The 23732-nt window shown below is 44.9% G+C and carries 16 protein-coding genes; 7 read left to right on the top strand and 9 right to left on the bottom strand.

Annotation, left to right across the window (positions count from 1 at the left end):
• The first annotated feature begins 66 nt into the window (after nt 1–66).
• From KCV26_04965 to KCV26_04950, 4 genes are all read left to right on the top strand, one after another.
• Entirely contained in the window at nt 67–1638 is a 1572-nt protein-coding gene (locus KCV26_04965; GenBank protein ID WZX37730.1) for a calcineurin-like phosphoesterase C-terminal domain-containing protein, read from the top strand.
• Nucleotides 1639–1846: 208 nt separating this feature from the next.
• Nucleotides 1847–2275 (top strand): Hsp20/alpha crystallin family protein, encoded by a 429-nt coding sequence (locus KCV26_04960; protein WZX37729.1) that lies wholly within the window; start codon nt 1847–1849, stop codon nt 2273–2275.
• A gap of 189 nt (nt 2276–2464) precedes the next feature.
• On the top strand, nt 2465–3280 hold the full coding sequence (locus KCV26_04955) for a hypothetical protein (GenBank protein ID WZX37728.1): 816 nt from the start codon (nt 2465–2467) through the stop codon (nt 3278–3280).
• 6 nt (nt 3281–3286) lie between these two features.
• A complete protein-coding gene (locus KCV26_04950) occupies nt 3287–4588 on the top strand; it encodes a hypothetical protein (protein ID WZX37727.1) in 1302 nt (433 codons plus the stop codon).
• Here the strand turns inward: KCV26_04950 and KCV26_04945 are convergent.
• Entirely contained in the window at nt 4585–5559 is a 975-nt protein-coding gene (locus KCV26_04945) for a polyprenyl synthetase family protein (GenBank protein WZX37726.1), read from the bottom strand. The two genes, KCV26_04950 and KCV26_04945, sit on opposite strands and share 4 nt — an antisense overlap.
• Before the next feature lie 95 nt (nt 5560–5654).
• Between KCV26_04945 and polA the strand changes: the two genes are divergently transcribed.
• The 3 genes from polA to KCV26_04930 are packed head-to-tail and all read left to right on the top strand — an operon-like array spanning nt 5655 to nt 9713.
• The gene (polA, locus tag KCV26_04940) at nt 5655–8447 is read left to right on the top strand and encodes a DNA polymerase I (protein WZX37725.1); all 2793 of its coding nucleotides are present in this window, start codon (nt 5655–5657) and stop codon (nt 8445–8447) included.
• A gap of 2 nt (nt 8448–8449) precedes the next feature.
• Nucleotides 8450–8902, top strand: a complete 453-nt coding sequence (locus tag KCV26_04935) for a DedA family protein (GenBank protein WZX37724.1) — start codon at nt 8450–8452, stop codon at nt 8900–8902.
• A 31-nt stretch (nt 8903–8933) separates the two neighbouring features.
• Nucleotides 8934–9713: a radical SAM protein gene (locus tag KCV26_04930; GenBank protein ID WZX37723.1), complete on the top strand. Its 780-nt coding sequence runs from the start codon at nt 8934–8936 to the stop codon at nt 9711–9713.
• Nucleotides 9714–9755: 42 nt separating this feature from the next.
• Here the strand turns inward: KCV26_04930 and KCV26_04925 are convergent, their stop codons facing one another.
• From KCV26_04925 to KCV26_04890, 8 genes are all read right to left on the bottom strand, one after another.
• Nucleotides 9756–11381, bottom strand: coding sequence for a ribulokinase (locus tag KCV26_04925; protein ID WZX37722.1), 1626 nt, complete (start codon nt 11379–11381; stop codon nt 9756–9758).
• On the bottom strand, nt 11381–12826 hold the full coding sequence (fucP, locus tag KCV26_04920; GenBank protein ID WZX37721.1) for an L-fucose:H+ symporter permease: 1446 nt from the start codon (nt 12824–12826) through the stop codon (nt 11381–11383). The genes KCV26_04925 and fucP overlap by 1 nt, the downstream gene beginning before the upstream one ends.
• 99 nt (nt 12827–12925) lie before the next feature.
• Nucleotides 12926–14179 (bottom strand): hypothetical protein, encoded by a 1254-nt coding sequence (locus KCV26_04915; protein ID WZX37720.1) that lies wholly within the window; start codon nt 14177–14179, stop codon nt 12926–12928.
• A 33-nt stretch (nt 14180–14212) separates the two neighbouring features.
• On the bottom strand, nt 14213–16243 hold the full coding sequence (locus KCV26_04910) for a hypothetical protein (GenBank protein ID WZX38328.1): 2031 nt from the start codon (nt 16241–16243) through the stop codon (nt 14213–14215).
• Nucleotides 16244–16284: 41 nt separating this feature from the next.
• Nucleotides 16285–18222: a DUF2961 domain-containing protein gene (locus tag KCV26_04905; protein WZX37719.1), complete on the bottom strand. Its 1938-nt coding sequence runs from the start codon at nt 18220–18222 to the stop codon at nt 16285–16287.
• A 13-nt stretch (nt 18223–18235) separates the two neighbouring features.
• Nucleotides 18236–19402 carry a DUF2961 domain-containing protein gene (locus KCV26_04900; protein ID WZX37718.1) on the bottom strand — a complete coding sequence of 389 codons (1167 nt, stop codon included), beginning with the start codon at nt 19400–19402 and terminating at the stop codon, nt 18236–18238.
• A 155-nt stretch (nt 19403–19557) separates the two neighbouring features.
• Nucleotides 19558–22596 carry a hypothetical protein gene (locus KCV26_04895; protein WZX37717.1) on the bottom strand — a complete coding sequence of 1013 codons (3039 nt, stop codon included), beginning with the start codon at nt 22594–22596 and terminating at the stop codon, nt 19558–19560.
• Nucleotides 22589–23701, bottom strand: a complete 1113-nt coding sequence (locus KCV26_04890) for a hypothetical protein (protein WZX37716.1) — start codon at nt 23699–23701, stop codon at nt 22589–22591. Before KCV26_04890 ends, KCV26_04895 begins: the two co-directional genes overlap by 8 nt.
• Between the last annotated feature and the right edge of the window lie 31 nt (nt 23702–23732).

Here is a 23732-nt window from a genome sequence, read left to right as displayed (position 1 = left end):
TTGATGAGTGACATTTAGCTGCTATACGCACACGTAAGAAAATTCAACAAGCAAAAGATATCAACAATGAGAAAGAACATTTTACTTCTTTTTGCCTTGCTGGCAAGTTTTACCGCTCATGCTCAGCAGATGGCTTCAGGCTATGTGTTTGAAGACACCAATAAAAACGGTAGGAAAGACCGTCGTGAAGCGGGAATTCCTGATGTTGCCGTCTCCAACGGAATCGAAGTAACCGTTACAAACGACAAAGGGCATTACTCCCTTCCGGCGGGAACCGACAATACGATTTTCGTGATAAAGCCTAGCGGATACGGAATTCCTGTGGATGAGCATTTTATACCTCGGTATTATTACCACCATAAGCCGGAAGGCTCACCCGGTTCATTCCGGTACAAAGGTGTTCCGCCAACCGGAGAACTTCCCGGCTCAATAAATTTTGCACTGTACAAACAGGATGAACCCAACGATTTTACAACCGTCGTTTTTGGGGATCCCCAGCCCTACTCCATTCAGGACCTGGATTATTTCTCTCAGAAGATCGTGGCCGATGTGCAAAAGACCGGGAAAACGTTGTTTGGCATCAGCCTGGGCGATATTGTCGGCGACAACCTCGATCTTCAACCGGTTTACAAGGAAAGGATGAAACGGCTTCAGCTGCCCTGGTACAACGTGATGGGCAATCACGATATGAATTACGACGCCACGTCCGATATCCTGTCGGATGAAACTTTCCAGCAAAATTTCGGACTGGCAAACCTTGCCTTCAATTACGGCGATGCCCATTTTGTTATTCTTGACAATATCCTTTATCCCGATCCCCGCGGCGGAAAAGGGTACTGGGCCGGTTACCGGGAGGATCAGCTCCGTTTTTTGGAAAATAACCTGAAGCGGGTACCCAAGAACAAACTGGTGGTGTTGTCGCAGCACATTCAAATGAAAGACAACACGGGCAGGTCGTACCGGTTAGAGGACAGGCAACGTATTTTTGACCTGCTTAAAGATTTTGAGAACGTACTGATTATGTCGGCTCACACACATCTTCAGGATCAGATTGAATATACCGAAATCGACGGATGGCAGGGAAAAAAACCGTTGCATGAATATAACGTGGGCACCACTTCGGGCGACTGGTATTCGGGTAAACTGGACGAAAGGGGATTGCCCGACGCCACCATGCGCGACGGTACTCCACAGGGATACGCTTTCCTTCATATAAAAGGCAACCAATACACCGTAGATTACAAAGTAGCCGGAAGGAATCCTGATTATCAGATGAATATATATGCTCCCAAAGTAGTTCCCCACAACGGAAGAACGACCTCCCAGGTGGTAGTAAACTTTTTTATGGGAAGCAAAAACGACGCGGTTGAATATAAAATCGATGACGGAAAGTGGCGTCGAATGAGGTACCTCGAAGCTGTTGACCCGAATTACACGATAAAGCTTATTGAGTGGGATTTTACGGAAAAACTCCTCCCCGGCCGGCGTCCCTCGAATGCGGTAAACAGCACACATTTATGGGCCGGGGGGATTCAACTGGACCTGGAACCCGGAGAACATACCATTTATGTACGTGCAACCGACCGGTTCGGGAAAGCGCATTATGGGCAAAAAACGTACAAGATATTGGCACCCTGATATGGGTGAAAGTTCGGCAACACAATGCCATTTTGTCAGCATATAGTTCGACATTTAGCAAATATCATCTTTTTTCAAGCCATTTTGTCGTAAATCATCTCAAAAAGACGCAAATATTCCATCGGCACATAATTTGGAGTTTTTTTGATGTATCGTTGGCGATGCACATAAAAAAGTGAATAAACAACTAAAAAGAAAGGATAGAATTATGACAATTATTAGACGAACAAACACATGGCTGCCCAGTGTTTTCAACGATTTTTTTGGAAACGAATGGGTTACAAACAACAACAAGTCGGTGCCGGCAATCAATATTCAGCAAAATGAAGACGGCTTTACCGTTGAGGTGGCTGCTCCCGGCATGACCAAAGAAGATTGCAACGTAAGTGTAGATGAAGATAACAACCTGGTTATCTGCTTTGAAAAGAAAAATGAATCGGAAGAAAAGGACAAAAAAGGGACTTACCTGAGGCGCGAGTTTTCTTACACGCAATTCACCCGAAAAATGATTTTGCCCGATAATGTAGTGAACGAGAAAATCGCTGCTAAAGTGGAAAACGGCGTATTAACAGTAGATATACCGACAATTAAAGAAGAAGAGAAGGTATCAAAGGTAAAACAGATTGATATTCAATAAGGCAATTTACCTTAAGTAGGTTAAGAAATATCACTCCAGGCAGGAGTGATATTTTTTTTGGGATATCCGGCCTAATTGTTAAAATCGAATTGTTTTTACATTTTGATGCAACGTTTTTCCATTTTTTTCATCTATACCCTATACATAACGACAAGCGGCTCGATTATCTGGATTTTATAAATTAATAGTATGAACAAACGCATTACCTTATTTTGTCTGTTTATCTGCCTGTTGCAATATACTGGAGCACAACCCGTCAATGAAGCACTTTATCCGAGAGTTGAGAGAGGATACATCGAATTGAAAGATGGCCGCATTCTCAAAGGAAAATACATCTATTCTCCTGATTTTGGAAAGATAAGGATCGTCACCTTTCACGAATCTGTTGTCCTGGATGCATCGGAAGTGGTGAGGATCACCAAGAAAAAACCGGGAACAGGGGAAACGAATGACTCCGGGGAAGAATTTTCACAAACTAAAAGCTACTTTATTTTTAGTGAATTAGGGATTTTACCCGGAAATCCGGACAACATGAACAAAATGCCGTTTATTTTCCATACGACAGTAAATTACAGGCTGCTTGAAAAACTATCTGCCGGATTGGGAGCCGGTGTGGAGTTTTACAAAGAGACATACCTGCCGGTAACGATAAACGGGATTTACAGGTTCAACAACAACCGTGCTGCCCCGTTTGCAATGCTTCAGGCCGGATATCAGGTGCCAATAGAAGGTTCCCGGACAAAAGTTGTAAACGTAATGCCGGCACATACAGACTACATTTGGCCGGGCCCGCAGGTAAGTTACGATATGGAATTAAAGGCCAGAGGCGGAATTTTGCTTAATCCGTCGCTCGGAATTATGTGGCAAACCCGGTCGGATGTAAATTTCACTTTTTCTGTCGGTTATCGTTTTCACAGGCTGGCTTACCGCAACAAAGAAAAGGAGTATAACTTAAATGTAGATTACAACCGGCTCTCTTTAAAACTTGGTCTTATCTTTAACTAACTTGTTATGAAATATATAAAAATATTTTTTTGTTTTATTTCGGTGTTGGCTCTCAGCTCCTGCATGGATACATACACCGAAGATTACATGGCCAACGTGCCGGTTTATATGAGTTATGCCGATTTAAGAAGCTCCGTCAAGGCTTTGCCCGCCAGGGAACTGGAAAAACCCGGAAAAATTTATTTCAAAGACAATTACTTGTTAATTGTCGAGAAATTTAAAGGAATACACGTGATCGATGTTTCCAATCCGGCAAATCCGAAGAATACATCTTTTGTTGAGGTTCCTGGCTGTGTAGACATTGCCGTAAAAGGCCATATTTTATATGCCGACAGCTATGTAGATCTGGTAGCCATCGATGTTTCGGATATAAGCAAAATCAAGGAAGTAAACCGGTTGAAGGATGTTTATCCTTACGCGGTTCCGCCCACCGACAATCAACTGCGGATAGGCAATGTGGAAAAAGATAAAGGCGTTGTTATTGCCTGGGAACAAAAGAAAGAGCACAATAAACTGGAAGAGCACATAACATACCCTATTTATTACGGATGGGATAGCTATGGAAAAAACTCAAATCTAAGCATGGATGCGGCCTTTGGTGGCACTGTCGGAGGAATATCAAGCGCATCGTTTGGCAAAGGCGGGTCAATGGCCCGGTTCGGCTTATACGATAACTTTCTTTATACGGTAGATCAGTACCAGCTATTCGTCTTCAATGTTTCGGAAGCGTCCAATCCGGTAAAAGTAATTACCCAACCTATCGGATGGAACGTGGAAACTATGTTCCTGTATGACCATCACATGTTTTTGGGAACAACCAACGGGATGCTTATTCTGGAGCTGGTGAATCCATCGGCTCCACGGCAAATAAGCTCGCTCTGGCATGTAACAACCTGCGATCCCGTAGTGGTGCAGGACGGATATGCATACATTACCCTCCGCTCCGGTGTTACCTGCAACAGAAACGCAAACCTAAGCGTAAACGTTCTCGATGTGGTAAAACTATCCGACGATTACAAAATGAATAACCTGATAGCTACGTATAATATGAAAGCGCCTTACGGGTTGGGGATCGATAATAATACGCTTTTTCTGTGCGATGATGGATTAAAGGTATTTAATGTAGCAGATAAGTTGAATATCAACAACAACCTGATAGCTCACTTTAAAGAGATAGAAACGTACGACGTAATTCCGCTGAACAAATTCCTGTTTACGATCGGCGACGACGGATTTTATCTTTATGATTACTCCAATTTACAAGATATCAAACTATTGGGAAGTATCCCGGTGAAGGAACAACGTTAAACCATCCGGTTCTTCAAATACATCACCAACAGGTTTAAGATTATTTTAAACTCGTTGTCGATCGAAACATTTTCGATAATCTGTTCAGCCTCTTCCAGTAAATTGTCTATGGTTTTCTGGGCATATTCAATACCTCCGTTACTTTTGGCAAATTCAAGCAAGAGTTCGATGTTTACGGGCGAAAAATCACAGGAACGGATAATCTTCATCATTTCATCCGATAGTGCTTGGGGCGCATGGTTGAGTGCATAGATTAACGGAAGCGTGATCTTGCCTTCCCGAATATCGTTTCCGGTAGGCTTACCTACATCGGCTTTGTAATAATCGAAAATATCGTCACGGATCTGGAAAGCAATACCCAATATACGGCCCGCTTTTCCGAATTCATCTATCGTTACCCGGTCTGCACCTGCAGTAATGGCACCGATCTTTGCACAAGCGTACAGTAGGGAAGCTGTTTTTTTGTCAATTACTTTAAAATACTCTTCTTCATCAATAATTATCTCATTGACCAACGAGTATTGATTAAGCTCTCCTTCCGCCAGGTTTTGCCCAAGTTCGGAAATGATCCCGATTATTTCCAGGTTATTGGTTTTAACACTCTCACGCAGGGCCGATGACAACACATAATCTCCTGCCAGAACGGAACGTTTATTATCGAAAACTGCATTTGACGATGGTTGTCCGCGACGTGTCGATGCCTCATCCACCACATCGTCATGCATAAGCGTCGCCATATGGAGCAACTCCACCGTAACAGCACCGTGGTACGTGGCAGGCGTTATCTCCCCGCAACATTTTGCCACCAGAAAAACCAACATCGGCCTTATCCGTTTACCGTCAACCTTAAAAGCATGCCGGAGAATCTCCGATATCCGGGAATTATTGTTTTCCAGCGATTTCCAGAGATAAATGTCGAATTGATTCAACTCGTCACGCAACGACTCCTTTATAACCTGACTTTCGTCCATTCCTGTTTTTATTGAAACGCAAATTTAAAAATAATTCACCTTAAAGCAATCAAATATTCGTAACTTTACGTCTTTAAAAGAAATATTTAGTTTATATGTCCAAACAGAAACTGTTTCTACTCGATGCTTATGCGTTGATTTACAGAGCATATTATGCATTTATTAAAAACCCTCGCGTTAATTCGAAAGGACAGAATACATCGGCAATTTTCGGGTTTGTGAATACGTTGGAAGAAGTGCTGAAAAAAGAGAACCCTTCGTACATTGCCGTTGCTTTCGATCCCCCGGGACCCACATTCCGTCATACGGAGTTTGAGGCCTACAAAGCACAGCGCGAAGCCACTCCCGAAGACATAAAAGCTTCAGTCCCCCTCATCAAAAAAATCCTGGAAGCCTACAACATACCGGTGCTTGAAAAGGAAGGCTTCGAAGCTGACGATGTAATCGGAACCCTGGCCAAAAAGGCGGATAAAGATAAGTTTGACGTTTATATGATGACTCCGGACAAGGATTACGGACAATTGACGGAGCAGCATGTATTTATCTATAAACCCAAATACGGCAGTAATGAGTTCGAGATACTGGACGATAAGAAAGTGATGGAGAAATACCGCGTTTCCCACCCATCACAGGTAATCGATTTGCTGGGCCTGATGGGCGACACGTCCGACAATATTCCCGGCTGCCCGGGTGTGGGACCTAAAACAGCGGAAAAGCTGTTGGAAGAGTTCGGATCCGTTGAAAATCTGCTTGAAAACAGTGATAAACTGAAAGGAACGCTACGTACAAAAATTGAAGAGAACAAGGAACAGATTTTATTTTCAAAATTTTTGGCCACGATAAGGACAGATGTTCCTATAGAGACCAGTATCGAAAGCTTGAAAAGAAAAGAACTGAACGAAACAGCTATAAAAGAGATATTCGAAGAACTGGAATTCAGGACATTGATAAACAGGGTACTGAAAATTGAACCCCAAAAACCGATTGGTAAACAACCCGTCCAGGGCGACTTGTTCAGTGGCTTCAGCGATGTTTTGGAAGAAGTAAAAACGGCTCCGGTTGAACTCCCGGGCAGCTTCTCCGACATCCACTCCACCAGGCATACGTATAAATTACTGGAAACGGAACAGGAACTTACAGAGTTGAATCAACAACTTTGCGCACAGCAAACGGTTTGCTTCGATACCGAGACAACCGGAATCGACCCGCTGTTGAGCGATCTGGTGGGCCTATCGTTTGCATACACTGAGGGCGAAGCGTTTTACGTGCCCATTTCCGAAAACAGGGAAGAAGCGCAAAAGCAAGTAGATATTTTCAGGCCTTTTTTCGAAAATGACCGGATCGAAAAAATTGGACAAAACCTCAAATACGATATCCTCTCCCTTCGCCATTACGGCATTAGCGTAAAAGGAAAACTCTTCGATACGATGATTGCGCATTATCTCCTCAATCCCGAACTCCGGCACGGGATGGATTACATGGCAGAAACCTACCTGAAATACAAAACCATCCATATTGAAGAGCTAATCGGTCCAAAAGGAAAAAATCAAAAATCAATGCGTGACGTGGATAAACAAGTCGTTTGCGATTACGCGGCAGAAGACGCCGATATCACGCTGAAGTTGAAGAACATGCTGGAGGAGGAGATCAGACAAAACAACTTCGATTACCTCTTTTACGAAGTGGAGTCGCCCCTCGTTTATGTACTTGCCGATATGGAATGGACGGGTGTTCGTCTCGATCTAGACGCGTTGGCTCAACTTTCGGAAGAATTTACCGCCGAGCTGCAACAAGTTGAAGCGGAAATCATCGCTATGGCCGGGGAGGAGTTCAACGTAAATTCACCCAAACAAATAGGGGAAGTGCTTTTCGAAAAGATGAAAATTATCGAAAAACCAAAAAAAACCCGGACCGGGCAATACAGTACCAGCGAAGATGAATTACAGAAGTTGCGCAACAAACATCCCGTTATCGAAAAAATACTGGAGCAACGGGGATTGAAGAAACTGCTGGGAACCTATATCGATGCTTTTCCCTTACTGGTAAATCCCCGGACGGGAAAAGTACACACCTCCTTCAACCAAACCGTCGCTGCAACGGGACGACTGAGCAGCACCAACCCCAATCTGCAAAACATACCCATTCGCGATGAGCGCGGTAAAGAAATGAGACGCGTTTTCATCCCGGACGAAGGGTGCACGTTTCTTTCCGCCGACTATTCGCAAATTGAACTCCGCATCATGGCGCACCTGAGCGAAGATAAAAATATGCTGGAAGCCTTTAACCAGGGACTGGATATTCATACCGCCACAGCCGCCAAAATCAATCATATCCCCGTTGAAGAAGCCACTTCCGACATGCGGCGCAAGGCAAAAACCGCCAATTTTGGAATTATTTACGGCATTTCGGTCTTCGGACTTTCCGAACGGCTGAATATCCCTCGTGGGGAAGCCAAAGCACTTATCGACGGTTATTTCGCCACCTATCCCGGCGTGAAACGCTATATGGACGAAAGCATTGCCGACGCACGCGAAAAAGGTTATGTGGAAACCGTGTTGGGACGCAAACGTTTTTTGGCCGACATCAATTCCAAAAACGCCGTCGTTCGTGGGTATGCGGAAAGGAATGCGATAAACGCACCCATTCAGGGGAGTGCGGCAGACATTATAAAAGTGGCAATGATCCGCATCTTTAACCGGCTGGAAAAGGAAGGACTGCAATCGAAAATGATTCTTCAGGTACACGACGAACTTAACTTCAACGTTCCGGCAAACGAACTGGAAAGGATGAAAAAAATTGTTGTCGAGGAAATGGAAAACGCCTATAAACTCCGTGTCCCTCTGAAAACGGATTGTGGAGTGGGGGATAACTGGCTGGAAGCGCATTGATTATGCTTGACGGATTAGCAGAATACGGGTATTGGGGACTATTGCTTGCATCGTTCCTAGCAGCAACGGTACTGCCGTTCAGCTCTGAAGTAGTTTTTGCGGCGCTTATCGCCGCAGGAATGGATGTTTGGACTTCTGTCTTTTATGCCACCATCGGGAATGCTGCCGGAGGAGCCACTTGTTATTATGTGGGAAAACTGGGAAAAACCGAATGGCTGGAGAGGTGGTTCAAAATAAAACCGGAAAAGATCGATAAAACGATCAGATGGTTGCACGGCAAGGGTGCAATAATGGGTTTTTTCGGATTTCTTCCCGCCGTAGGCGACGCCATTCTGGTAGCGTTAGGGTTTATGCGGGCAAACGTTCCCGTGGTAATGGTTTCGATGACTATCGGAAAATTGTTGCGGTACGTGTTGATCGGTTTTGGGACGGATCAAATTGTATCGTGGCTATGATCTTTCAACATTATTTTTTTAGCTAAATAACATGTCTACCATCCTTTTTCACGAAATAGTTTACGGCCCGGTTCACAGCCGCCGGATGGGCACTTCACTGGGCGTAAACCTGTTACCTTACGACGGCAAGCTTTGTTCGTTCGACTGTATTTATTGCGAATGCGGATTCAACAAGGATTTCAGAACAAAAACAAAGCTTCCCGATAGAGAAAACGTTTACGCCGCTATGGAAGATAAATTGCAATCGCTGCGCGGGCAAAACGTAAAACTCGACGTCATCACTTTTGCCGGAAACGGCGAGCCGACGATGCATCCTCAATTTTCAGGCATCATTGAAGATACCGTTTCGCTGCGCGATAGGTATTATCCCGAAGCAAAGATCAGCGTTCTGTCGAATGGAATTAACGTGGGCAAGGTATCCGTTTTCGATACTCTCCGGAAAGTGGACAACCCCATTCTCAAACTCGACTCTGCTTTTGACGAAACCGCTAAACTCATTGACCGTCCGAATTCTCCCAATTATTCGGTTGCCCGCCAAGTGGAACTTTACAAGAAGTTTCGCGGTAATTTTATCTTGCAAACGATGTTTCTCAGAGGCGAGTTTGAAGGGAAGCGGCTGGATAATTCCACCGAAAAGGAAGTTTCTGCCTGGTTAGAGCTCGTCAGAGCACTTTCTCCCCGCGAGGTGATGATTTACACCATCGACCGCGAAACACCCGCCAAACAGCTCGAAAAAGTCTCCCTGGAAGAGTTGCGGAAAATAGCTGACAGGGTAGGGGAGCTTGGAATCCGAACAAACGTGGCAGGATAAAACAAACCCGACAGATGCCAGCATCGCTGAGGTCAATATGACTTATGTTGTTAAGAACAATCCCAATTTCCGGTATTTTTCGTATTTCCCGGCGTAATGAGGTTTACGACCTTCATTCGGCAAATATTCAGCCCGTACTCCTTGTCCCATAGCACACTGCGCATTTTCCAACGAGGAATAGACTCCCGAAGCCACCGCCGCGCACATAGCCGCACCCAGCGCACCTGCTTGTTCCGTAGCAGCCACTTTTATCGGCACTCCCATTACATCAGAAAGTACCTGCATCACATAAGGCGATTTTAATGAAATCCCTCCCACGCCAATCACTTCGGTCACTTTCACCCCTTCTTTTTCAATATGATCCATAATGGCTTTCGAACCAAAGGCGGTAGCTTCCACCAGACTCCTGAAAATCTGAGCTGGTGTTGTTCCGAGTGTCAATCCGGTAATTCCCCCCTTTAAGGTCTGGTCGGCAAAGGGTGTGCGGCGGCCGTTGAACCAATCGCTGGAGGTGATCCCGTCATCGGTTAACGGAAGATCCTGCGCCTCTTCGGTCAGTTTCTGAAGAATTTTCCCGGTGGCATTCTCCACATCCCCTGCCGGCAAAACTGCAAAACTCCACGAAAGCAAATCCCGTAACCAGGCATATACATCGCCGAATGCCGATTGCCCTGCTTCCAGTCCGACAAGGCCCGGAATGACAGAGCCGTCTACCTGCCCACTGATGCCGGGGATCAACCTGTCCTCTATGTCGGACTTGGGAGTAACCACAATATCGCACGTGGAGGTTCCCAGAATCTTAACCATCGTGTTTGCCTTTATTTCTGCTCCGATTGCTCCGGCGTGAGCATCGATGATGCCTACAGCCACATCAATCCCTCCGGGCAATCCGAGTCGCCCTGCCCACTCTTCGGACAGTTTGCCGGCACTTGCGTCACTCGTGTACGTATAAGCGCTCAAATGGGCTGCAAACCCGTTTAGCAGCGGATCCAGTTCCGAGAGGAATTCCTGGGAAGGATAACCGTCCCATTCTTCGGCCCACATGCATTTGTGTCCGGCCGCACAGCGGCTACGTTTCAGTTCTTCGGGTTTCAAATTCCCGGTAAGGAGTGCCGGCATCCAATCACAATGTTCAACGATGGAATAGGCATCTTTACGAATCGATTCATCTTCGCGCAAGGCGTGCAATGCCTTAGCCCAGAACCATTCCGATGAATAAATTCCTCCTGAACGGGAAGTATAATCAATCTCCCACCGGTAAGCGAGTTGGTTGATTTCCCCAGCCTCCTGGATGGAAGTATGATCTTTCCACAAAATAAACATGGCGTTGGGATTATCGGCATAATCAGGCAACAGGGCCAGGGGAGTTCCCTGTCTGTCGGTCAGACAGGGTGTGCTACCAGTGGTATCGATGCCGATACCGATAACTTGCCGGGCCGCATCCGCAGGAAGTTGTCCCAATGCTCCTTTTACAGCCTGTTCCAGCGTATCGATATAATCTTGCGGATGCTGGCGGTATTGATTCTTGGAAGCATCGCAGTACAATGCTTTTTTCCACCGGGGATAAAATGCAACATGTGCAGCCATTTCTTTTCCCGAAACAGCATCAACGACTAACGCCCGGCAGGAGTCCGTTCCGTAATCGATTCCTATAACTAATTTTTCCATTATCCGTTAATTTTGATTTTTTTACTTCGTGCTACCGTAAAGCTGTAAAACGCAATGATGATGAAAGCGATGGTGGGCACCCAATACGCAAATTCGATACTTCCTGCCTGGTCGGAAAGAATGCCCTGCATTTGAGTCAATAGTGCGGCACCCGCAATAGCCATCACCATCCCCGATCCTGCAATCTTGGTATCTTCCCCCAGTCCTTTCATCCCAATTCCATAAATGGTGGGAAACATCAGCGACATACAGCCCGATATTCCCATTAAGGCATAAACACCAATAAATCCCTGACCGTAAATAGCAACTAATGAACAAACCACCGCAAGTACTGAAAGGGCTGAAAGTAAATTTACCGGCCTGGTCCATTTCATCAGGAACGTGCACACAAAACGTCCTACTACAAACAAAACAAGAGAAAGTACGTAATAGGTGGCCCCAGCCTGTTCGGCAGTTCTCGGCAGCAAAGCGTCAATCCCCAGCGATTCCGCCAAGTTATAAAATCCGCCGGCAATGGGTTCAACGCTTCGAAGAGCTGCAATAATTGATTCCTGAGATGCGTTATTTCCCAAGCCCGAGATTACAGCATCAAACTGCAATTGCTGCATGGCGTACCGGATGATATACGACCAAACTGCAATTTGCGCACCGACGTAAAAAAACTGTGCTACAACACCCCAAACGTAGTTTTTATTTCTTTTCAAGCGATTGAAGGTCGCTTTCAGGTTCAGGGTTTTGTCCTCATCCTGTGCCTGAGGCATTTTAGTAAAAAAGATTAACAGGAAAAGGGCAAGCATTACCAAACCCAGTATGAGATAGGCTATGGTGACCGCATTCAACTCTGCATTCTGAACGTTTACCAACTCGGCTTCGTTCAACACTGCTCTTTCCGCTGCACTCATCGTATTTAATTGCGAGAGTACAAAGATCTGGCTTGCCAGTACTCCGGTTAATGCACCGAAAGGGTTGAATGACTGCGAGAAATTCAGTCGTCGCGTGGCCGTATGCGGATCGCCTAATGCATACACGTAGGAATTTGCCGATGTTTCCAATACCGACAGTCCCGCAAAAAGGACAAAAATAGCCAGCAAATAGGTAGCGAAGCTAAGCGGTGAGCTGATGTTATTAGCCAACATTGCCGGATAAAACAATACTCCTCCGAAGATACATAATCCCAATCCCAACAATACACCATACTTGTACGTGTGTTTTTTAATGAAAATGGCACCCGGAAGGGCGAAGCACCCATAACCGAGCAAATAACAAACTACCTGGATCCAAGCTGTTTGCGTATCCGACAAGCTCATGATCCGCTTGAAAGCGGCCAGCATGGTATCGGTCATGTTGTTGGGAACCGCCCAAATGAAAAATAGGGAAGTAAGCAGGATAAACGGAAACACAATTCCCGCAGGCACTAAACGATGTTTTTCTACGTTGCTATTCATACGAATAAAATTATTGATTTTAAATGTGTTGCATGGAACTTGCTTTTAATCATTTGCTCGGGTGCAACTGATTTACATGCTCGTTCCATACTGTTTTTTTCAGAAAATGGTTGTAACTTGATGGATACTTACTCCGAGCAATTTTTCGCAAACAGGCGACAAGACTGCTTCGTCACCTACAAAATGGTAAACATTGTGTACATGCGACAATGATTCTCCCGGTTTTAAAAATGCTGCCGGAGAACAGCTTTCCAGTTCCAGGAAAGGCCCCATGATGCTGCCATCTTCCAGCGGGCCATCGTTATACGCATTCAGGGCATCTCCTGTAAGTGGATTTCTTGCCGGATTCCATTCCTGGTTCAGGTACACTGCAGAAGGATCAACATCGAACGTAATTACCGTAAGTCTCTTGGAAATCGGGTCGTAATTGCCCGCAATAGCTTTTGTTCGTTTAGCATTCATCCCCAGTTTGCTTCTGAATTTTCCGTCAGTTTTCAGGTAGAGCGTTCCGTTTTCGGCTTTCAGCCTGTCAGCTGGAATTTCACCGAAATAGTCCGTCGTTGCCAGTGTCCCCAGCTGGCCCTCATCTCCCTCGTTATATGGAACAACGGTTACTGCGGAATCCGAAGGATTGAACATATCCAACATCCATATACAAACGGTTCCTGTTTTGCTGGTCCATTCAAAATCATTCTTGTTGGTGATTTTATTCTCGGTAGCATAGCCAACAGCGCTTACTCCATCGGGCAGGGTTACACCCAGTTTGCTTGCCATTTCTGCTTCGGTAACAAGCGAAATTTTCCTCTCTACGGTTATATCTAAGATGCTTCCCTGATAATTTTCAAGTTCCATATCTTTGGTTAACACAGTTTCTTCCTGAGTAGCACGGTCCACTTTCCACTCCTCTATGTCTATGGCTTTAGGGGTATGCCAATTATCGAAAACCTGTTCTTTTCCCGGTTTGAAATAGATAGAATACTGTCCTCCCTCGGGGCCCAGCCACAACCGATTCTCCCCACCAAATCCGTTCATATGCTCATCCACTGTTCCTGCATCAAAGAACTTGTAATTCACAAAACCCAGACTATTTCCTTCTTCACCGTTTGCCGTTGAGGTAAAGACTTTTGCCTGATATTTGGCAGACACGATCACCTGTGCTTTTCCGTCGTCGGACTTCAGCACAATGAGGCTGTCTTTTTTCGATAGATAATTCAGATCGTATCCAAATGTCCCTTTTTCATACTCCTTTTTCATATTGTCCGATGATTTTTTAGCGTTGCCTGTGCAGGAAACAAGGATGGACCCTGCTGTGAGCAAAAACAGATTTAATTTCTTCAGCTTCATACGTTTCATTTTAGACTGTTATATTATAAACTTCTTATTTTTCTATTGTTCGATTTCCCCGAATTTGTCCAATATCCGATTATAGGCTTCGGCAGCAGCTCCGTTTCCCCAATCGTATATAGTGAATTCGCCCATTCCTTCTCCTTCGGAGCTTGTTCGTCCCCCGTGGCCGTAATTCTCCATCGTGAATCCGTAATCTTTTTCCCCGAAAAACGGATAAACTTTCTCCCACTGTACTTGTGTCAACGGATTTTCGGGGCAGTACATCATCACAAACGATGCTTTTAGTGCAGCAAAGCCTCTTTCGATATACTCACGGTTATTCAGCAGTTTTCCGTATTGTAAAATAAGCTCAGCAAATAAACTTTCGCGTGAATCGTTCCACTCGCCGTCCGCATTAAGGACTCCAAATCCACCCAGTACATTTACAAACATATATGGCGGTTGCCACGATGCTTGTGTCATCAGCAATTCATCCAGTGTTCGCTGACCAGATCTCAAATATTTTCTGTTGCTTGTCGTGCGATAACACTCGTACAGGGCTTCTGCCGTCCAAAACATGGAAAAATTATTTTGCTTGTGCATGTTATTGCGTAGAACTTTTTTCCCGACCAGATCTTGTGAACCATACCGGGAACAAGACCAGTAGGTCTCAAAATCTTCCCAGCGTCCCGTAGGGATAACCTCACGGATCACCGCCTCCATAGCTTTAAGCGCAGCTTCCTTATATTCCTGCTTCCCGGTTAGCTCATGCAGTTTCAGAAGAAAGGTTACCGACAGGGATGTTTCGGGCGAATCGTTCAGGTGCTCCATCGGCTCAAGTTTATCGAGCGACAACCATGCCGGAAAAAAACCGTTGGGATATTGGGTTTTCAGCAGCGATTTGGCATAATTCTCGGCAAAATCAAGCAACCGGATATCTTTTTCCAACTCATCATACCAACGAAGCATCAGTAAACCCGTCCAGCTCATATCCAGAATATGAAACGGCGATTCGCGGGGGTTCCACGTATATGGATTCCGATTAGAGTTGCCCCAATAATGGGTATCCCAACCTTTGCTGCGGTTGTATTTTCTACCGTCAATTTCCACTTCGTGCATTTCGGTGCCGATAAGTCCGTAAAAAAAACCGTTGAGCTGTGGAAAAGAGAGGGCCAGCTCTTTGGTAAGCCGGGCTTTTTTCATCAATTCCTCATTGCCTGTCCTCCTGGCATACCGGTACAATCCGCTTGCCGAGCGAAGAGAGCTAAACCACGCCTGGTTCCAGACAGACCTGAATTCTCGCTCGTTTACCTCACCCGGATAATTGGGGCTTTGTGTTACATTAACGATAAAGGCAGGCGCACCCACTTTTCGCCCTTCAACTTCAAACTCCTGCCACACGCTTTCCTTCCAGTTTTTAAATGCCCAGTCATACGTGTGTTCTATGTAAGGCTCCAAATCGCCTCTTATGGGATTACCAGCTCTGTAGGCTTCTCTCCCCCAGTTTGACCAGATAAAATCCAACGGTTTTCTAAAGGGATTTACGATAGAACCCTCATCCGTATAGTGCAGCAGATAAAATCCGATTTCCACTTTTCCGGCCGGATATTCCGCTCCTTCAGTACGTTCGAAAAGAACATGGTCGGCGACGCGGCTATCACTCATTCCCAGCGTCAGCGTGTTGGTTTCGGTACTCAGGTCCAGGTACCACCGTACAGGCGTACCTCTCTGCATAACGCTTAAATCGGGAATGAGCGCAAGAACTTGATCTTTATCGGCGATAATAAGCGCCGGTGAACGGAAAACATGCTGATCGATCACGTGATTATCGGTAGGAGTCAAATGGGGCGACCAATGGAAAGAGGGAGTAAAGGCCGGTTTAAGGGTCAGTTGCCAGTCATCTTGCCGCAGCAGTTGGTCCAGGGAAAAGGTGAGTTTCACATGCAACGTGTTCCGGTCTATTATTCTCACCGACCTTTTTCCCTTTTCATCTCCCATCCGGTCGTATTGCATATGCTCAAGGGCTTTGCTGAAATTATGCGGGACAGAAATTTGTTCCTGAGCAAATACACTCCAATAAAACAGGGCGATCCACGCAAATCCGATCACAAAAAAACGTTTCTGCATACCAACTAATCTATTCTTTCTAGTGTAATTAAATTCAGTTCAAATAAGTCGGCATTCCCGTTTTTCCGGATATGAAACGTTATCGAATTCGTTTGCTGAGTGAGTTGAATATCACCCACATGAACTTTTTCCTTGTACTTTTCCTGACCGGCTTTGGTCGATATCCATTCCGAGAGTTGGTTTTGCCTTTGCCAAACCTGAAAATCGGCACCGTTTTCCCGTTCGTGATAAGTAACCAGAACCTTGTAATTTCCTTCGGGAACGTCCGTGAGCATAATCCTTGCAGCACCCTGACCGTAAGCTGTCAGCATAAGGCCTCTGTCTAAAATCACCCCGATTCCTCTTTCGGGAGTAACTTGCATTAACTGCGGAAAATAGACATGAGCAGAAGGCAGGTAAACCTCGCGTAATTCAGCAGTAGGTTCCATTTTTTCCTTAAGGGGTTGTGACGCATAAAAAAATGCTACCGATGTGTAATCTACCGGAAAATTATTGCCTGATTCGCCGTGTTCCATTCCGTGATAAATCTCTTTCTCGAAAGACAATTTGTCGGAAAGGAAGAAGCGGTAAGCACCGGTTCTGTTCATAGGCAGAGAATAATCCAGCGAACCGTGAACAGGCATGCTTATTCCTCTGTCCCAACGGTCGAGTAGAGCATACCAGCCACCGTTATAATAGTCTTCCGACCCCGTGCCATGCATGCGTGCCTTTCCGTCTATACGCGTGCTGTCATCTCCCTCGAAGAACAGTGTCATCCCCGGACGAAGTCCTTGTGCCAGGTGAACGGTTCCTACATAATGACCCTTACCCGCTGTTTTCAAAAACGTATAAAATTTACCCATATCGGGTTTTTCCCTCTTCCAAACGCTGTAAAATTTTCCTTCGTCTTTTAGGCTACGCTTCGTGTTGTTGTAATAAACCTTCACATTCACCTGGACGGGATTTTGCTGCACGCTCTTTCTTTCTCTGTAAATTAATCTCATGGAAGCTGCACGGTCATAAGGCATGGGTAGATAACAGTAGTTGGTTGTTCCGTACCTACCCATCAAGATACTTCGCATGGCCGGTTTTCCATAAGCATAACCAAAGAAATCTGCAACCGGGGCATGGATGGACTCCACCTTTTCATCGTCCCATTTCGCCGAAAGGATAATATCTTTATAAATACCCTCGAACGATGTTCCTCCATCTATTTCGAATCCAACAATGCGTCCTGCTGTTTTTTTATCGAAAAATGTGAACTCCTCTCCCGGTTGCAGCGTAAAGCTTTTTTGTTCCGTTTTAATTCCGGCCGACAACCCCGACGTATAATTTTGTACCGTTGGAAAAATACCGGACCACAACGTGCTTATTTCCGACAAAAGCTCCCGGTCGGATTCCGAGAAGTTCCCTGTCCAACTTTCCACATCCATGCCCGGCAGCTTTCGAGCTTGTATCTGATGAAACATGATCTTTTCTCCTTCAAACACAACCTTCAGTGATTTTTTGAACGGGATGGGAATGTAGCAGTAATATCCACCAATTTCATTTCCGCAAACCGGTTTTACGAACGGATACACTTTTCCCGAAAAGAGATCCGTAAACCGAATCTTCAAACGCGGTGTTTTTTCGCCATCGAAATAAAACGAAAGAAAGTCGTTGGTAGGGGTAGGAGTCCAGATCCTGTTTACCACACCGGGACCTTCAAATTCTGCAAGGACAAGGTGTCCGTTTTCCTTCCGGATATAGGAGTATTTTCCCGAAAAACCGTCGTCGTTTCCCCACGTTCGATCGTAACTCGATTCTTGGTCTATAAGTTGATTGTGACGGTAAGCGGGAAGCAAATCCACTCGTTTTAGTAACGCCAGTTCTTTCCGGAATGTGTGTGTTTGCGAATATGTGTTTAAACTGCAAATAGATACTAATATGACACTCAGAAGAATTTTCAGCGATATCTTTCTCATTATTCCTCGGTTTTTAATTAACTTCCAATTGCTGCCAATCGGGTAATTGCGGGAATTTGGCATGTGGTTCAGATTGGTACCAGAAACACACAGACGAAATATCCGATTGCTGCGGTAAATAACGACCGCCGTGCCGCCATCCCAAATCCTGAATGGTTATGCGCAAGTCTTTTTTGAAACGGATAGGATCCATTATGTGCCACCTGTACAGTCCGAAACGTTGTCCCGATCTGTACGTAATATCGGGAGGCAATACCTGAACCAGGCCCGCATAAGGTGTGGTAAATGTAACGTACTTTCCTTGCCTGTCAAAATTGTAGGATCCGCAGAAATAATCTTCAGTACCCGTTCCGATGATGGTCGGGAATTTTTTGTCTCCATCCATAAAGAACTTAATTTCTCCTTCGCCCCACCAACCGTTATTGTTTACTTGCCAGGCCATGTACACACCTACGTAATGGCCTTCTCCCTTAATGCCGTCGACGATTGTATAATCGGATGTTTCGTTCACTTTCGTACGTCGGTACTGCGCATGAAAATAGGCGGCATCTGCCGGAACATCAGTCAATGTGTAGTCAATCTGATAATACAGGTTCATGGCTTCGGCATCGTTGATGTTGGTCATGGTTATTCTGCATTTCCTGCGGAAAGGCATCACCCAGTAAGAGTTAAACGCGCTACCTGGATTTACCGTAACAGGCATCGAGTTCAGGGGTGCATATTCATTCCATCCCATACCGAAAAAATGGCCGATCGGGCACTCCACCGAGGGTTCAGTCTCGTCATCCCAGTATACGCGGATGATTGAAAAGCGCCAGTTGCCTGTAGGGGTCATCCAAATATGTTGGATGGCGCCGGGCCCTTCAATTTCAGCCATAGTGAACGTTTCTCCCGGATTGATACGTACATAAGGATTTACTTTCCATCCTTGTCCCAAATCACGTGCGGCATGAGTAGCATTAGCCGTATTCCGGGGTGCATTGGGGTCGGGTATAGCCATACCTCCTTTTCCTTTCTCCCCGGTAAAGTTTTCGGGGCTGATGGAGCGGGTCTCCGCACTGGATAGCCTGTACAGGTTACCCATATTCATATCCAGGCCATTGAATTCACGGTTTTGAGCAAAAATACCTGCCGTGAAAACAAATAATAAAAAAGTAATGTAAATTGATTTTAAGTTCATAGTTGCTTATTTTATTTGGTTCTACAATATTTTAATGGAATAAACTCCTGTTTTTGCAATGAATAGCAGATTTGGATTATCATTATCGGGCAAATATAAAATTTCTTCGTCATTTAACGTGTAATTATCCTGAATTAAATAATTAACGAATTCTATTATAAATCAAGCATGTTACCGCTAATATTGTACTTTTCTACTTCGATCGTTCCATACACCACATTCAAGATCGGCCTGCCAGCTTTAAATTCAACTGTTCCAAATCCCGATCGGGCACTGATAAAACACTTGAAATCACCAATCCGGGAATCGATATATAAGGTTTTATCCACGGCGTCGTAATAAATGCCGGTTAATCCCTGCAGCAATCCGTAACTGGCCATTGCCCGGGCATACCAATGCCCACACTCGTACTCGTCAAAAGGATTTCTTACGGAACCGTCGTACCTGTCGCGACATACCCTCACAATTTCCAAACCCTTTTCTACCTCTCCTTTCAACATCAGATGGCTTGCCACCTGGTATTCAATTCCGGTCCAAACCTCATTACTATAAACAAAAGGTAACGACAATGCTCCTCCTTTCGGCCATGAACAGAGCAATAGTCCTCCGTCTTCACCACACGCATAAGTCGGCCGTTGCGGATTATAATGATCCAGCAGTGTTTTTCTCAAATTATATTTATAAACGGCTTCCAGGTGGCTTTTAACCATATTATTGTCAATAATTTCGGGTAGTCTGCAGACCAAAGCCATCCACATTCCCAAAATCCCATCAGAAAGACAGCCGGTACCGTACTGATATTTCGGACCTTCCTTTTTGAGTAAAGCCATTGCTTCACTTGAATAACTACCACCAAAAGATTGCACATCTACTGGGTTGGGAGCCTCTAACCCTTCCCATTGGATTTTCTGGATAAAATATTCACCGTCAAATAAATCATTCTCAATGTATTTTTTACCTTTATCCAGTAACGACTGGTATTCTTTGTAAGGTTCCTTGAGGGTTTTGCACATTTCAATAAAAGCCGTGAGTGCTCCCAAATAAAAACTGGTGCACATCCCATCGGGCCCCCAAAATTCAATATCATACGTATTGTGATGCGGTTCTTCGAGGTATCCTTTCTTTTTCGGATCCCAGGTACGGATACAATAATCGAAGCTCTTCTTCACGTACGGGAACAACGACTTCATCCATTCCGTATCGCCGCTAATTCTCCATTCTCTATACACTTTCATGATTCCTCCCAACTGACCATCGGCAGCAGCATGAAAATTATGGTCGGTGGGAGTAATGGGAATATTCGTCCTGAAATTCTGGTGCCCCGCTTCATTCTGACTTATTTTGAATTCCGTCTCACGTAATGTCCTTTCTAAAGTGGGGAAAAGATGAGGAATAGCCTGTGCATAATTCCAGACATGAGTGCAACTTCCGTGACAACATCCCGAATCGTCGTTACACCCTTCCCACGCCCAAAGCCTCCCATCAGATACACGTAAAACGGTAGGTGATTTCAATATAGTCAGATTCGCAGCAACTGCTTCCAATACTTCCGCAGGAAGGGTAGAATCATAAAACGATTTACAGAATAGTTCGGAATTCCTCCTTAAAGTTGTAGAATTTTTGTCCCAATACTTGATTAGACTGTCTAAATTCTCAAAACGGGTTGCATACCATGGACGATAATTGGAATCCTGTGAACCTACAATACCCAATTCCCCGGGCCCTTTAATTTCCCATCCGTCCGAGTAATCACTTTCAAAATCAGCCAGCACAATAGCTCCAGGAGAGGGAGAGGAGAGTATCTCATCGCGACGATCGGTCAGCATGAACTGATCGGCCAAGATATGCCCCCACGCAGATGTATCAATATCCATGATTTTCAACCGAGCATTTTTTCCTCTATGTTTGCTCAAATCCCAGATTATTTCTGTTAATTGTTCTGTATTTTTACCTGTTGCGGTTTCTACAATTTGGCCATCAATTAACAGATTAACAGCAGTTTTCTCTTTCTGACTACCACCTCCCACCAAAAATTTGAGGTATTTTCTGTTGATGATAAACTCCGGCGAAAGCAGCGTTCCTACCTGCCCATCACCATTCGGATCGAAGGAATTCAACAAGGCTTCTCCTGCAAAACCCGATACTTTTTGTTGGTTCTTTACCGCTCTCTTTGTAGTTTTACCTGAAAATGCCGCACCTGTGACGACCTGCTGCCCGATAGAAAGATCCGACTGAGGAAGATACCAGCAGAAATTGACTTTCACTGTTTTTTCTTCACCCGGTTTCATTTTTATCGGCAAATACACAGAAGCGCCCGGAGAAACTCCTTCAACAGGAGGATTATCAATAATTTTCGCATTTCTGATATTTTCCCAAAGGATGGTTTGCGCATCAAACCACCCACCCCTGAACCAACAATGGTCCGTTACTGCGTTAACGTTATCGAGATATATGGCAAAACCTCCGGTAACGCTGTTACCATCGACACCGGCCCTGATCATTCTGAACCCGTTTGTCTGCTCCAATATATGCCCGTTATCGTCGATGAAATTACGCGCATTATAGGAGAAGACAGCCTCAATCGCATCACGGGACCTATTCTTAAACGAATATTCCAGCACGCCTACCGGCAGGCTCGAATTATCTTCATCAGTGGGAACAAAAGGGCTCCAGCCGGTAATTTTCACATCCAGTGGAATATCCTTATCTTCCAATTCAATAATCCCAAAAGGGAAACGAGCGAGGAAAGAACCCTTTTCAAACCTAGGCAATCCATAATTCCGGTTACCCAAACCATTTCCACTACCTTGCAGGCCAAACAGTTTCCAGGTAGGAACGATTGATTCCAGCACTTTCGCTCCGTTTTTCACCCCTTTAATGCTGATGGCAGCAAAAGTATAGGGAGTATTGTATATTTCCGGACGATGGTTAACCGATAAGTGAGAAATAGCTCCGGTTCCTTCCAGACAAAACATACCGGCACCTATACCTCCAATCGGGAAAGCTACTTTGCTTAAATATTCATTCCTGTATACGCCGTTATAGTTTCTCTCAGTTCTTTCGAACTGAAAATGCAGTTTGTCGGGATTATTTGATCCCAATAAACTTTCTGCCGAGGTAAAAGCGGGGATATTTGTCGCGGCGATCGTGCCTAACCCAATTTTCTTTAGGAATGCCCTGCGATTGTTATTCATTTTTACAATTATGGTTTAAATTAAATTCATTAACCATGACATCACCAGGAGGTCGAGTTTTTATCTGTTGAATAAACTGTTGAGGAGGGAGCATGGTGATCCCAAAAACAAACTGTTCACCGTTTTTAAAAGGTGATTTCAATTCAAAGTTTTCGAATGAAACACCTCCGGGAATGGGATTTTCACTGGCCCAATACGTAAAACGCCCGTTCACCAATCCGGTCAATTTCTCTTGGGGGTTCTCTTGTATCCAATATTGAGTTGCCGTTTTTCCGGTAAACTTCCAATGTTCACTAGTTCCCGCTGCAAACTCTGCTTTACTGTAGTCTTTTTCATTAGGAGCCGCAATAAAATAAGCGTCTCCCTTCCAACTCCGTATCATCTCTTGTTGAGAAAAACATTCATGTGGCGTAAAATGTATATCCTTGTAGCCGGACCACAAATTGAGTGAAGATTTTTCTCCGTCTTTAAAGAAAAGCGTTCTCAAACGGGCTTTGTTTCCCATTGTAGCGGTCGTTATGAAATAATCCAGATTAACGGAGCCACTATATGTATTCGTCGTTATCTCAAATTCGTAAGGGCGGGATTCGAAAAAACGAAGACGAACGTACACCTTGGCTCCATTATCAAAAGGTTCGGAAAAAACATACAAGGTAAGTGTCTCTTCTCCGTTAATTTTTTCAACGACTCCCCGTGCCGGGTATACCGGGCCAGACGGTAAACCCGCCGTGGAATCATTTGAACTCCAGAACCGTTTCCCTCTTTCTTCCGGATCAAGACTGCTCACTTCAAGCTCCGAGAATCCACGGTGGTTGCTTCCTTTGGGAATCGGTTCAAAAGCAATAAAATTCATTACTTCGGGAAATTCATACTCCAGATAGGGTGTATAAATCCGTATCAGCCCCCTGGGGCCGGGCAAGGGAGCCAATCCCACAACTATACCGTTGGCATGCCCCCATACCGGCATTGCCGGTTTCCCTTCCGCTGGCAGTATCCAGGATCCTACCGTGTCGGGGAGCGCTAGTTGTTTCCAGTCGGATAAATTTTGCTGAGCGTACAAAGAAGTCAGTATCTGCAAAAACAGAAAGAATAAGAACTGTTTCATATTTTTATAAGCGATGATATTTACATTATCT

Source organism: Petrimonas sulfuriphila (genome assembly GCA_038561985.1).
Taxonomy (GTDB): Bacteria; Bacteroidota; Bacteroidia; order Bacteroidales; family Dysgonomonadaceae; genus Petrimonas; species Petrimonas sulfuriphila.
The sequence above is the reverse complement of the archived record's forward strand: the minus strand, read 5'-3'. Positions and strand labels throughout refer to the sequence as shown.